General features: G+C 68.1%; 16 protein-coding genes. 9 read left to right on the top strand and 7 right to left on the bottom strand.

The genetic code is table 11. The features are described 5' to 3' along the window. Positions 1-33: 33 nt before the first annotated feature. Both ABY42_RS11035 and ABY42_RS11030 read right to left on the bottom strand, forming a co-directional pair. Complete coding sequence (locus tag ABY42_RS11035) at positions 34-270, bottom strand: Lrp/AsnC ligand binding domain-containing protein (protein WP_004975606.1); 237 nt, start codon at positions 268-270, stop codon at positions 34-36. Between the two features lie 2 nt (positions 271-272). After that, the gene (locus tag ABY42_RS11030; RefSeq protein ID WP_004975608.1) at positions 273-956 is read right to left on the bottom strand and encodes a potassium channel family protein; all 684 of its coding nucleotides are present in this window, start codon (positions 954-956) and stop codon (positions 273-275) included. A 108-nt stretch (positions 957-1,064) separates the two neighbouring features. Here ABY42_RS11030 and ABY42_RS11025 point away from each other — a divergent pair, with 108 nt between their 5' ends. After that, positions 1,065-1,298, top strand: coding sequence for an Lrp/AsnC ligand binding domain-containing protein (locus ABY42_RS11025; protein WP_004975609.1), 234 nt, complete (start codon positions 1,065-1,067; stop codon positions 1,296-1,298). A 12-nt stretch (positions 1,299-1,310) separates the two neighbouring features. Here ABY42_RS11025 and ABY42_RS11020 read toward each other — a convergent pair whose 3' ends face one another. Beyond that, entirely contained in the window at positions 1,311-2,357 is a 1,047-nt protein-coding gene (locus ABY42_RS11020) for a thiamine pyrophosphate-dependent dehydrogenase E1 component subunit alpha (protein ID WP_050459501.1), read from the bottom strand. A gap of 139 nt (positions 2,358-2,496) precedes the next feature. Between ABY42_RS11020 and ABY42_RS11015 the strand changes: the two genes are divergently transcribed. After that, entirely contained in the window at positions 2,497-2,817 is a 321-nt protein-coding gene (locus ABY42_RS11015; RefSeq protein WP_004975623.1) for a hypothetical protein, read from the top strand. A 19-nt stretch (positions 2,818-2,836) separates the two neighbouring features. On the opposite strand, the gene tmk is transcribed toward ABY42_RS11015, so the two are convergent. Continuing rightward, on the bottom strand, positions 2,837-3,430 hold the full coding sequence (gene tmk, locus ABY42_RS11010; RefSeq protein WP_008095862.1) for a dTMP kinase: 594 nt from the start codon (positions 3,428-3,430) through the stop codon (positions 2,837-2,839). Between the two features lie 95 nt (positions 3,431-3,525). Between tmk and ABY42_RS11005 the strand changes: the two genes are divergently transcribed. The 6 genes from ABY42_RS11005 (at position 3,526) to cofG (ending at position 9,106) form a co-directional block, all read left to right on the top strand. Beyond that, complete coding sequence (locus tag ABY42_RS11005; protein ID WP_008095863.1) at positions 3,526-3,771, top strand: hypothetical protein; 246 nt, start codon at positions 3,526-3,528, stop codon at positions 3,769-3,771. 143 nt (positions 3,772-3,914) lie between these two features. Further along, a complete protein-coding gene (locus ABY42_RS11000; protein ID WP_004975627.1) occupies positions 3,915-4,820 on the top strand; it encodes a complex I NDUFA9 subunit family protein in 906 nt (301 codons plus the stop codon). 211 nt (positions 4,821-5,031) lie between these two features. Further along, complete coding sequence (locus tag ABY42_RS10995) at positions 5,032-6,219, top strand: tubulin/FtsZ family protein (RefSeq protein ID WP_004975628.1); 1,188 nt, start codon at positions 5,032-5,034, stop codon at positions 6,217-6,219. Continuing rightward, complete coding sequence (locus ABY42_RS10990; protein WP_004975630.1) at positions 6,188-6,982, top strand: hypothetical protein; 795 nt, start codon at positions 6,188-6,190, stop codon at positions 6,980-6,982. The genes ABY42_RS10995 and ABY42_RS10990 overlap by 32 nt, the downstream gene beginning before the upstream one ends. A gap of 6 nt (positions 6,983-6,988) precedes the next feature. Next, complete coding sequence (gene cofC / locus ABY42_RS10985) at positions 6,989-7,603, top strand: 2-phospho-L-lactate guanylyltransferase (RefSeq protein ID WP_004975631.1); 615 nt, start codon at positions 6,989-6,991, stop codon at positions 7,601-7,603. Positions 7,604-7,933: 330 nt separating this feature from the next. After that, complete coding sequence (cofG, locus tag ABY42_RS10980) at positions 7,934-9,106, top strand: 7,8-didemethyl-8-hydroxy-5-deazariboflavin synthase subunit CofG (RefSeq protein WP_050459500.1); 1,173 nt, start codon at positions 7,934-7,936, stop codon at positions 9,104-9,106. Positions 9,107-9,141: 35 nt separating this feature from the next. Here cofG and ABY42_RS10975 read toward each other — a convergent pair whose 3' ends face one another. From ABY42_RS10975 to cofH, 3 genes are all read right to left on the bottom strand, one after another. After that, entirely contained in the window at positions 9,142-9,744 is a 603-nt protein-coding gene (locus tag ABY42_RS10975; RefSeq protein ID WP_082220668.1) for a hypothetical protein, read from the bottom strand. A 135-nt stretch (positions 9,745-9,879) separates the two neighbouring features. Further along, positions 9,880-10,428 (bottom strand): hypothetical protein, encoded by a 549-nt coding sequence (locus tag ABY42_RS10970; RefSeq protein WP_049905117.1) that lies wholly within the window; start codon positions 10,426-10,428, stop codon positions 9,880-9,882. A gap of 1 nt (position 10,429) precedes the next feature. Beyond that, positions 10,430-11,800 (bottom strand): 7,8-didemethyl-8-hydroxy-5-deazariboflavin synthase subunit CofH, encoded by a 1,371-nt coding sequence (gene cofH, locus ABY42_RS10965; protein ID WP_004975635.1) that lies wholly within the window; start codon positions 11,798-11,800, stop codon positions 10,430-10,432. A gap of 109 nt (positions 11,801-11,909) precedes the next feature. Here cofH and ABY42_RS10960 point away from each other — a divergent pair, with 109 nt between their 5' ends. Next, positions 11,910-12,332: a DUF5518 domain-containing protein gene (locus tag ABY42_RS10960; protein ID WP_004975637.1), complete on the top strand. Its 423-nt coding sequence runs from the start codon at positions 11,910-11,912 to the stop codon at positions 12,330-12,332. Positions 12,333-12,348 lie beyond the last annotated feature (16 nt).

Here is a 12,348-nt window from a genome sequence, read left to right as displayed (position 1 = left end):
AGTCGTTCGAGGGCGCGCGGAGTACGCGCCGACTCAGTCCATCGCGATGTACGTCTGGGTGTCCTCGATGCCCGGAACCGACTGGATGCCGCCGGCGATGTCCTTCACGTCGGCGGGGGTGTCCACCTCGACTTTCACGATGAAGTCCACGTCGCCGGCGACGATGTGGGCGCTGACGATGCCGTCCGAGACGGCCAACAGCTCCTGTTTCAGCTGGTCGATACCGTCGGAGACGGGCGCGGCCTTGACCATGATGTACGCGTAGACCATCGTCACGCACCTCCCGCCGCGGTGACGACCTCGTCGCCGACGAGCAGTTGTCGCACGTCGTTGAGCACGTCGAAGTCCGCGAGGACGGCCACGCGGTCACCCGTCTCCAGCGAGTCGTCGGAAAGCGGGATGCCCATCGGGCCGTCTTTCTTCCCGAACGCGAGGACGCGGGCGTTCGCCGGAAGCGCAACCTCCTCGATACTGTAGCCGTTCATCGGCGACTCCTCCGTCACCGTCACGAGGATGACCTGCAGGTGTTGGGCGATGTCCGCGATGGCGCGGATGGACCCGCCGAGGAGCGCGTTCTTCGCGCCGATAGCGCCGAGGCGCTCGGGGTAGACGATTTCGTCCACTTCCTTCGCGTACTTCTGGTACACCTCCTCGCGGTAGTCCTCGTCGACCCGGAGCACCGTCCGACAGCCGAAGTGCTTGCCGATCATGCACGCCGCGAAGTTCACGTTGAGGTCGGCGGTGAGCGCGCCGAGGGCGTCGGCCGCCTCGATACCGGCGTCGACGAGCACCTCCTCGCGGGAGCCGTCGCCTTCGACCACCTCGAAGTCCGCTTCGCGGGCCCGCTTGACCCGGTCGCGGTCCAACTCCACCAGGACGATGTCGTGACCCTCCTCGCGGAGGACGCGAGCGGTGCGCAGCCCAACCCGTCCAGCACCAATGATAACGAACCGCATGATAAGACGGTATGTCGGCGGAGGCAAATAACCTTCCCCCGATTCGACCGAAGGGGCCGCGCTCGGTCGAAGCAAGGCTTTTGACGACCGTGGTAGAATATCTCACGCATGGTTCACGCGTTCATCATGGTGAAGACCGGAGCCGGCGAGTCGGAACAGCTTCTCGGTCCCATCCGCGACTTCGAGACGGTGACGGAGGCGCACATCGTCGCGGGCGCGTACGACATCATCGCCGAGGTCGACACCGACGCGGTCTACGAGGTGCTGAAGACGGCGTCGAGCCGCGTCCAGAGCTTAGAGGGCGTCGCCGACACGAAGACGTACATCTCGCTGGACGACTGAGGGACCGCGCGCTCAGCGCTCGATGTCGAACGGTCCGTTGCGCTCGACGAACGCGACGTGTTCCTCGCGCTGGCGGGCGAGCTCCGGCGGCAGTTCCTCGTAGACGTTGTCGAACAGCTCGTCGGTCCCCGGTTCGGGCGTCGCCTCGGCGCGCTCGACGGCCCCGCGCAGTTCCTCGTCGGCGTCGTCGCGCATGGCGTCGAGCGCCGCGTCGTCGACGAGGCCCTGCTCGCGGCAGAACGACTCGAAGCGGTCGAGGGGGTCGCGCGTCCGCCACTCGGGGAGTTCCGGGTCGTCGTCGCGGTAGCGCGAGGGGTCGTCGGCGGTCGTGTGCGGCCCCTGTCGGTAGGTGAGGCTCTCGATGAGCACCGGCTCGCCGGCGCGGGCCTTCTCGAAGCCGCGCTCGACGGCCTCCCTGACCGCGAGGGGGTCGTTGCCGTCGACCTGCATGCCGTCCATCCCGTAGGCGTCGGCCTTCGCCGCGATGGACTCGCTCGCTGTCTGGCGCTCGCGGGGGAGCGAAATCGCCCAGCCGTTGTTCTCGCAGAAGAAGACGACCGGCGCGTCGAAGACGCCGGCGAAGTTCAGCCCCTCGTGGAAGTCGCCCTCGGAGGTCGCGCCGTCGCCGAAGCAGACCAGCGCCCCGTAGTCGTCGCCGCGGTAGTTCGCGGCCATGCCGACGCCGGCGGCGTGGGGAATCTGGCTCCCGATGGGGACCGCCTGCGGGAACACCGGCACGTCGTGGTCCGAGTCGTACTCGGCGTGACCGCGCCGAAAGAGGAGGATGTCGCTCGGCGGCACGCCGCGGGCGAGTTGGAGGGCGTTCGACCGATAGGTGGGCAGCAACACGTCGTCGTCGCGCATGGCGTGGGCGGCCCCGATTTGGGAGGCTTCCTGTCCGCGGAACGGCGGGTAGCCGCTCATCCATCCGCGTCGCTGGAGGGCGAGTGCACGCTCGTCGAACCGTCGCGCTCGAATCATGTCGCGGAGGGCGGCGCGGGCGTCGTCTGCGGTGAAACCCGTGTCGTCCAGCCCGCGCTCTGCGATGAGTCGGTGCATGGCGGTGAGTCACGGTCCTTCGTGATAAACATCACCCGTCCGCGGGGCGGCCGAGGCGGGCGGTTCGACCGACGGCGGCGCGGGACGAGCGGGTCACCGAGAGCGACAGGCCAAAGACCACCGCCTCCGTAGGTCGGCTATGGTCTCGGTGGTCAACCTCGTGCTCATGGGCGCGGTCATCGCCCTCCACACGCTCATCGCGGCGGTCATGACCCGCTTTTTCCGCCTTCGACTGAAGACGCAGTGGGGCTACATCCTGTACGCCGTGTTTCTCATCCCGCTCGTGCTGTTCGTCTCGACGCTGGTGTTCTCCGGCGTGTTCGGCATCGGCGTTGACCTCGGCAGCCCCACGGCCGCGCTCGGCGTGATGATAGGGATGCCGCTCGCGCTCGGATTCACCATCGACACGCTCTACGTCCCGCCGCCGGAGGAGTACGAGAACCTCCCGAACTCGCGGTGAGGCGTGAGTCGGTCGGTGACTAGTTCTCCGCGAGAATCTCTTCGAGCGCCGCCTCGACGGCGTCGAGCACGTCCTCGGGCGACTGCGTCGCGTCGACGCGGACGAACCGCTCCGGTTCGGCCTCGATGAGGCGCTCGTAGTTGGCGCGCACGTCCGCGAGGTACGCCGCCTGTTCGAACTTGTTCGTCGCGCCGCTGCGCGCGGCGGCCGTCTCGGGGTCCACGTCGAGGTAGATGGTCTTGTCCGGCGGCCGAGTGAACGCCGTGTGGATGCCCCTGATGTACTCCATCGGGCGTCTGAGGTCGCTGTCGCGGAGCGAGGCGGCCTGATAGGCGTACCGCGAGTCGGAGTAACGGTCGGAGATGACGAGGTCGCCGTCGGCGAGGGCCGGACGGACGACCCGCGAGAGGTGGTCCGCGTGGTCGGCGGTAAAGAGGAACAGCGTGGCGAGCGGGTCGGCGTCGTCGTCGGCGATAGCGCGGTTGACGGCCTCTCCGTACCACGAGTCCGACGTGGGCTCGCGCGTGAAGACGGCGTCGGGGTACGCGTCGTGGAGCGCCTCCCAGACGGTCGTCTTCCCGCTCCCGTCGAGCCCTTCGAGCGTGACGAGCATACCCTACCAACTCGGCGCTCCGGAAAAAGCGCGCCGAAGCGCGCCGAAGCGAGCCGCCGCAACGATAATGTCAACGCAAACCGATACGTGAGACAGTGACAGCCACCCGAGAGTGGTGGAACGACCTCCTACCGAGAGAGAAACCGTACAGCGTCGTCCGCTTCGACGAGAGCGTCCCCCCGACTGACACGTCGTTCGCGACGAAACAGTCCGAGGTCGACCACCCGAGCGACGCGCCCGACGAGTGTCCCGAGGCGACCGCGGAGATAGTGGTCTACGACCGAATCGGTCGGATGGTAAAGCGCACCGACGGCTCGGTCGCGCCCTCGGTTCTCTTCTGAGCGGGTCCGCGCGGAAACCGTCGCCGCGGGTCGGAGCGTCGAACACGCCCGTTCGGGGAGCGCCGTTCCCATCGGAGCGTTCCCCGGCGAAATCGACCTCTATCCCCCGTTAGCTTTACCCTCATTCCGCCGAATATTACGCCATGAAAGTCCTTGTCGTCGGCGGAAGCGGATTCATCGGGAGCCATCTCTGCCGCGAACTGCAGTCGCGGGGACACAGCGTGACCGCGATGTCGCGGAGTCCGAACAGCGAGGACCTCCCCGACGGCGTCGAGAAGGCGATGGGAGACGTGACGGACTACGACTCCATCGCGGGCGCGTTCGAGGGGAAAGACGCGGTCGTGAACCTCGTCGCGCTCTCGCCGCTGTTCGAGCCGAAGGGCGGCAACCGGATGCACGACATCGTCCACTGGCAGGGGACCGAAAACGTCGTGAAGGCCGCGGAGGCCAACGACGTGTCCCGGCTCGTCCAGATGAGCGCGCTCGGGGCCGACACCGACGGCGACACCGCCTACATCCGCTCGAAGGGGAAAGCCGAGCAGGCGGTCAAATCGTCGGGGCTCGACTGGGTCATCTTCCGCCCGTCGGTCGTCTTCGGCGACGGCGGCGAGTTCGTCTCCTTCACGAAGCGGCTCAAGGGGATGTTCGCCCCCGGCGTCCCGCTGTACCCGCTTCCGGGCAACGGGAAGACGCGCTTCCAGCCCATCTGGGTCGGCGACCTCGTCCCGATGCTCGCCGACGGCGTCGAGGACGACGACCGCGTCGGCGAGACCTACCGCATCGGCGGCCCCGAAAAGCTCACGCTCCGCGAAATCACGGAGATGGTGTACGACGCCGAGAACAAGTCCATCACCATCGTCCCGCTGCCGATGGGTCTCGCGGGCGTCGGCCTGACCGTCCTCGGAGCGGTCCCCGGCTTCCCGATGGGGAAAGACCAGTACCGCTCGCTCCAGTTCGACAACACGACCGACCAGAACGACGTGGGCGTCTTCGGCGTCGACACCTCGTCGATGAAGACGCTCGGCGCGTACCTCGCCGAGCGAAACTGACGGTCGTCCGACGTTTGGCGGGAGTTAATCGGTTGTGAACTCCGGCCCATTTCGCCGGTATTAGCCGTTCTTACGGGATAATGTCCGATTAACACCGGTTTCGTGTCGCCGTTTTTCGCCGATAATCTGACGATGGATATACACTTCCCCATCACAACGCTTATGTCTGCGTTCGTACTGCAATTCACGCAATGGCGAGGGGACCGAACCTATGAAGCTCGCAATGATCGGATTCGGGCAAGCCGGGGGAAAAGTAGTCGACAAGTTCGTCGAGTACGACCGGGAACGCAACGCCGGAATCGTCCGCGCTGCGGTCGCGGTGAACTCCGCGAAAGCTGACTTGCTCGGACTGAAGAACATACCGAAGGACCAGCGCGTCCTCATCGGCCAGTCCCGCGTGAAGGGACACGGCGTCGGTGCGGACAACGAACTCGGTGCCGAAATCGCCGAGGAGGACATCGACGAGGTGCAGGGTGCCATCGACAGCATCCCTGTCCACGAAGTCGACGCCTTCCTCGTCGTGTCCGGGCTCGGTGGCGGCACCGGCTCCGGCGGCGCGCCGGTCCTCGCGAAACACCTCAAGCGCATCTACACCGAACCCGTCTACGGTATCGGTATCCTGCCGGGGTCCGACGAGGGTGGCATCTACACGCTCAACGCCGCGCGCTCCTTCCAGACGTTCGTCCGCGAGGTCGACAACCTCCTCGTGTTCGACAACGACGCCTGGCGGAAGACCGGCGAGTCGGTACAGGGGGGGTACGACGAGATCAACGAGGAGATCGTCAACCGATTCGGCGTGCTCTTCGGGGCCGGCGAAGTCCAGGACGGACAGGAGGTCGCGGAGTCCGTCGTCGACTCGTCGGAGATTATCAACACGCTCGCCGGCGGCGGCGTCTCGACCGTCGGCTACGCCTCCGAGGGCGTCGAACCGCGGAAGAACAAGGGCGGCGGCCTCCTGTCCCGGCTGACGGGCGGCGACGAGCCCGACGACAACCTCGACACCGCACACACGACCAACCGAATCACGAGTCTCGTTCGCAAGGCCGCGCTCGGTCGACTCACGCTCCCGTGTGAGATCGAAGGCGCGGAGCGCGCGCTGCTCGTACTCGCTGGTCCGCCGGAGCATCTGAACCGGAAAGGCATAGAGCGCGGGCGGAAGTGGATCGAGGAGCAGACCGGTTCCATGGAAGTTCGCGGCGGCGACTACCCGATTCCAGGCGCGGGGAAGGTGGCGAGTGTCATCCTCCTGTCGGGCGTGACGAACGTCCCGCGCATCAAGGAACTGCAGCAGGTCGCCATCGAAGCGCAGGATAACATCGAAGAGATCCGCCAAGAGAGCGATTCGAATCTGGAGAACCTCATAAACGATGACGAAGACGAACTGGAGTCGCTTTTCTAAGCTGGCGCTCGCGCTCGTCGTGCTCCTGTCGGCCCTCGCGGGCCCGGTGGGGGCGGTGAGCGTCGCGTCCGAGAACGTTCCCAACGAGGCGCAGGTCGGTTCACAGGTGACCGCGACGGCCACCCTCGATGAACTGTACAGGAACCCGCAACTCGAATCGTGGACGCTCGCGGGCGAGACCGACTTGGAAGACGTGACGTGGACCGTCACGTACTACGACCAGACGGGTGCGAAAGTCGACCAGCAGTCCTTCGACGGGCAGAACTTCAGCGGCGCACAAGTCGCCGCTGGCGACGGAACGAGCGAAGTGGAAATCTCCGTGACGGGGACCGTCCCCGAGGTCGAGGCGTACTCCTACGACCCCGCGCAGACGTTCACGCTCATCTCGCTCGACCAGACCCGCGAAGGTGGCTCCAGTAACGATATCGACACGTGGACCGCCCACCACTACACCGAAGAAAGCGCCGCCGCGCGCACCGAACTCGATAGTGCGCAGGCCGCGATTCAGAGTGCGAGTGGGGCCAACACGCAACAAGCCCAGCAGACGTTCAACAACGCTGTCGAAGCGTTCAACGGCGAAGAGTTCAACCTCGCGACGAACCTCGCCAACGAAGCCGAGACCAGCGCGAACCAGGCACAGCAGTCGAGTCAGACGACCCAACTGCTCATCTACGCCGCGGGCGGCCTGCTCGTCGTCGCGCTCATCGCCGGTGGATTCCTCTACTGGCGGTCCCAGCAGACGACCTACGACAAACTGGGCTGATTCTCAGTGCGAGTCGTCGTTCCCTTCGGGGGACGAACGCCGAAGACCCGACTCGCCTCGTTTTTCGACGCCGACGAGCGACGCGAGTTCGCCGTCGCGATGCTTCGCGACGTGCTCGACGCCGTTCGCGCGGCCGACGGCGACCCGACAGTCGTCGCTGACGCGCCCGTTTCGGTCGACGCACCCGTCACTGTCGACGACCGGCCGCTCACCGAGGTCGTCGGCGACGAACTCGGCGGCGACGACCCGGTCGCGGTCGTCATGGCCGACCTCGCGCTCGCGACGCCCGCCGCGCTCGCGCGACTGTTCGAGACCGACGCCGACGTGGTCGCCGCGCCCGGCCTCGGCGGCGGAACGAACGCGCTCGTCGTCCGCCATCCCGACTTCTCCGTCGACTACCACGGCGCGTCCATCCTCGACCACCGGCGAATCGCCCGCGACGCCGGCTGTTCGTTCGCGGAGGTGGATTCGATGCGACTCGCCGTCGACGTGGACGAGCCGACCGACCTCGTCGAGGTGCTCGTCCACGGCGAGGGGCGCGCCCGCGAGTGGCTGGTCGACGCCGGCGTCCGACTCGAAGGCGGGTCGGGCAGAGTCGAGGCCGTCCGCGAGCGCCGATAAGACCTTAACGGTCCACGAGAAACATTGACTGGCGCGGTTGTCCGTCTGCCCGGCGGGAACTGAGGCAACGTGCGCCGCGCGCTTCCGCGTCGCGAAGACGACGTGGGAGTCGAAGTGGAGTCCGAACGTCGCGACGACGACGCGAGTCACACTCGCAACCAAATCGGGGCGAGCGCCTGACGGCGCCTCGGACGGGCCGGAGACGTGTCTGGCACCAACTATCCGGCCCCGAGCTCGACTTCCGTTTTACCGTCTCTCCGTGCGACTCCAATCGCCGCCGTATCGGCCGCGAGTGACACGCTTTTAGTGGCTCGTCACGCACCGGGAGATATGTTCGCGGGTGCCGACGAGTACGGAGTCGACCTGACTATCGACGACGCCGACGTAGAGCGACTGCTCGCCGTCACCCCCGACGACGCCGACGCGCCGGCGGCGCTTTCGTTCTCGCGGAACGTGTTCATCCCGCTGACGACCGCCTGCCGGTACACCTGCACCTACTGCACCTACTACGACGTGCCCGGCGAGGCGACGCTCATGTCCCTCGACGAGGTCCGCGAGACGGTTCGCACGGGCGCTGACGCGGGCTGTACGGAGGCGCTGTTTACCTTCGGCGACGCCCCCGACGAGCGCTACACGGAGATTCACCGCCAGCTCGACGAGTGGGGCTACGACGACATCCTCGACTACCTCGCGGCGGCCTGCGAGGTCGCCCTCGACGAGGGCCTGTTGCCGCACTCGAACCCCGGCGACCTGACCCGCGAGGAGTTCGCCGACCTCGCGCCCCTGAACGCCAGCATGGGCGTGATGCTGGAGACGACCGCCGACGTGGCCGCCCACTCGGGCAACCGGCGGAAGACGCCGGGGCAGCGGCTCAACACCATCCGCGCCGCGGGCGAAGTGGGCGTCCCCTTCACGACGGGCATCCTCGTCGGCATCGGCGAGACGTGGCGCGACCGCGCCGAGAGCCTGCTCGCCATCCGCGCGCTCCACGAGCGCTACGGCCACGTTCAGGAGGTCATCGTCCAGAACGTCGTCCCCAACGAGCGGTCGGACTACGAGCGCCCGTCGCTCGACACGATGCGCCGGGTCGTCGCGATGGCGCGGGTCGCGCTCCCCGAGGAGGTGTCGGTGCAGGTCCCGCCGAACCTCTCGGCGGCGGCCGACCTCGTCCCCTGCGGCGTCGACGACCTCGGCGGCGTCTCGCCGGTCACGGACGACTACGTCAACCCCGACTACGAGTGGCCGGCGCTGCGGGAACTCGTCGACATCGCCGACGAGGCGGGCGTCCCGCTCCGCGAGCGACTGCCCGTCTACGAGCGGTTCCTCCCCGACGGCGATAGCGTCCGCGACCGGGACGGAACGCCCGACGGCGCGCGCGGAACCGCGCCGGACCGCGAGTGGCTCCGCGACCCGATTACCGACCGGCTCAGCGCCGACGACGTTCACGGGCGACGGTTCCGGAACGTCGCTCGCGGCGACGGGCCGCTGTCGATTCCGCGGTGAGAGCGACGCGGCGTCGGCCGGTCTGGTGTAGTTTTCTACCGACGGCGAACGAGAACTGAGTAGAGCGCGACGAGCGCGGCGGTCACGGCGGGCGCGCGGCCCGAGAGCTGCGGCACGCGTTTTCTGACGAGCGCGTAACCGACGCCGACGGCGAGGCTGGCGAGGAGAATCCCCCGCGGGCCGTCGCCGAGCGTCAGGAACCCCGGAACCGAGAGCGCCGCGGCGAGCGCGAGGTCGCCGGGCGAGCCGTCGTAAGCCGCGAGTCGGCGGGGTTCGACCCAGCCACCGAGACTGCGGACGTAGACGCCGCGGTCGGTCCGCGCCTCCCACGGGCGAGCCTCGCTGCTGCCGCCGAGGTAGTCGGCCGCGCAGTGGAGCGCCGCCGCGCCGAACCCCGTCGCCGCGGCCGCGGCCAGCGGGTCGCCCGTCAGGAGCGCGACCGCGCCGAACCCGACCGAGCCGACGACGAACGCCTCGACCTGGTGGAGCGTCCTGCGGTGGACGCCGACGACCATGTCGAGGTCGGGGAAGACGCCGCCGACGAGCGCCGCCGCGACGACGAGCGGCGCGGCCGCGGGAGCGACGAACACGACGGCGGCGGCGAGCGCGAGGCTCATCGCCACGTGCGTCGGGGCCATCACGGGGCGAACACCCCCCGCGCCGGTCGGCGTCGTCGAGTCGTCATCGCTTCGCCTACTCGGCGACCGAGACGTATGAGTTTCGTGGTCCGAACGAGCGCCCCCGAGCGCGGTCACCACCTCGGAGCCTGCGCCTCAGATGCCGAACCACTCGGGCATCCGCTTTCTGAAGCCGGTGTAGAACAGCGCGACGGCGACGCCGACCGCGACGGCGACCCGGACGCCGCCGGAGAAGGCGAGGAAGCCGGGGACCGAAAACAGGAGCGTCAACGCGAGGTCCTCCGGCGCGCCGTCGTAGCGGACGAGGTAGCGGGGCCGGAGCCACCGCCGCGCCGGGTGGACGTACACCGCGCGGTCGGAGGTGCGGTCCCACGGCCGGAGTTCGTCGCCCGCGCCGAGCCAGTCGGACGCGGAGTGGAGCCCCGCCGAGAGGAAGAACAAGGCGACCCCGACGGTGACCGTCGAGGGCGAGGCGACGGCGACAGCGCCGAAAACGGCGGCGGCGACGCTGTAGTAGACGGGGAAGTGCAGGGTCTTGCGGTGGACGCCGACGAAGAGGTCCACGTCGGGGAAGACGCCGCCGGCGAGCGCGCCGACGGCCGCCGCGGTCGCGAGTTCGGGAGCGACCAAGACGAGCGGGGCCGCGAGGGTCAGCCCCACGGCCGCGTGGGTGGTCGCCATCATCTCAGTCGTCGGCGGTCGCCGGGTCGCGGCGGCCGTCGAGCAGGGGCGTCCCGTCCGCGCGGGGGCCGAGCATCGGGCCGTGCGGGCCGTCGTCGGGGTCGATGGGCCGGCGAGTCCGGTAGTCGGTCGAGCGCTCGACCGGCCGGCGGCCGATGGCGGTTATCATGTCGACGTAGTCGTCGAACGAGCGGAACTCGCCGAAGCCGCCGCCGGCGCGCTTCGTTATCTCCTCGGAGAGAATCGTGCCCATGAGGTCGTCAGCGCCGCAGTTGAGGAGCTTCAGCGACTTCGCGTTCCCGAACTTCACCCACGACGACTGGATGTGGTCGACGTTGTCGAGGTAGAGCCGCGAGACGGCGACCAGCAGTTCGTCCTCGTCGTCGGACGCGCCGCCGGTCACGAGGCCGCGGTCGTACAGCGGCGTGTTCTGGTGGATGAACGACAGCGGGACGAACTCGGTGATGCCGCCGTAGCGGTCCTGGAGGTCCCGAATCACGTCGAGGTGGAGCACGCGGTGTTTCTCGGTCTCGACGTGGCCGTACATGATGGTCGCCGTCACGTCGAGGCCGGCTTCCATCGCGCCCTCCATCCCGGCGACCCACTCGTCGGTCCCGATTTTGCCGGGGCAGATGACCTCGCGCACTTCGGGGACGAGAATCTCCGCGGCGGTGCCGGGCGCGCTGTCGAGGCCGGCGTCGGCGAGGCGGCGGTAGACCTCCTCGTAGCTCCAGTCGGTGCCGCGCTTGGCGTGGTGGGCCTCCTCGGGCGTCATCGAGTGGACGTGCGCGCCGTCGACCGACATCGCCGAGAGCTGTTCGGCGTAGCTCGCGGGGTCGGTGTCGTACGCCTCGGGCGGCTTGTAGTTCACCTCGCTGGCGGGGTTGTCGTAGGATTCGAGAATCTCGCGGTGTTCCTCGTCTAAGACGAGCGCGGGGTGGAGCCCGGAGACGGACGTGACCTCGTAGATGCCCATCTCGACCGCGTCGGCGACGATGTCGCGGGACTCGGCGGGCGTCTTCGTGAAGCCGCCGTGGTCGGCGTCGGAGTCGGACTCGAACAGGTGGGCGGTGTTCTTGAAGTTACAGAACAGACAGCCGGTGTTGCAGGCCGTCGTCACGTTGTTGTTGAGGTTGGCGACGAACGTCACGTCGTCGCCGACCATCTCGGCGCGCCGCCGGTCGGCGGCTTCGAGCACGAGTTCCTTGCGCGCGGCGTCGATGCCCTCGCGGTCGGTGCCCGTCGTGATGAGTTCGACGCCGTCGTCGACCGTGAGGCGCTCGCCCGCTCTCGCCTTCGCCAAGGCGTTCTCGAACGACTGGTCTGTCTCCGGGACGTGGTCGAACCCGAAGTCGTCGTGGGCGGCACCGGTCATGCTCGTTTGAAACGCGCCACGGTCCTAAAAACGGGGCGGTACCGGAACTCCGACCGCGGGACGCCGCGGCGGAGAAAGCGTTAGGCCGCCCCGTCGTGTTGTGTCGGGCATGGAGCACTCCCCGTCTTCGACGACCGACTCGTCCCTCGGCGACGACCGCGAGAGCCTGCTGTTTTCGGCGCTCGTCGGCGCGGTCGCCAGCATCGTCCTCTCGCCGCTTCCGGGGTCGACCGTCCTCGGCGGCGCAATCTCCGGCTACCTGACCGGAAGCGACCGCGAACTCGGCGTGAAATCCGGCGCGGTCTCCGGGCTGTTCGTGAGTCTCGTCGGCGTGGTCCTCGGCGTCGTCGTCCTCGGCTTCTTCGGCATCTTCGCTATCGGCGTCACCCCGTTCGAGTTGGGATTCGGCCTCGGCATCCTCGGCATCGTCATCGTCGCGCTGTTCGGCCTCGCACTGCTCCTCGTCTACACCGTCGGCCTCGGCGCGCTCGGCGGCTACCTCGGCGCGTACCTCCACGAGGAGTTCGCCTGAACACGTCCACGCCCCT

Origin of the sequence: Haloferax gibbonsii, assembly GCF_001190965.1 — an archaeon.
GTDB lineage: Archaea > Halobacteriota > Halobacteria > Halobacteriales > Haloferacaceae > Haloferax > Haloferax gibbonsii.
Note: the sequence above shows the minus strand (reverse complement) of the source record. Positions and strands in the feature narration are given on the sequence as shown.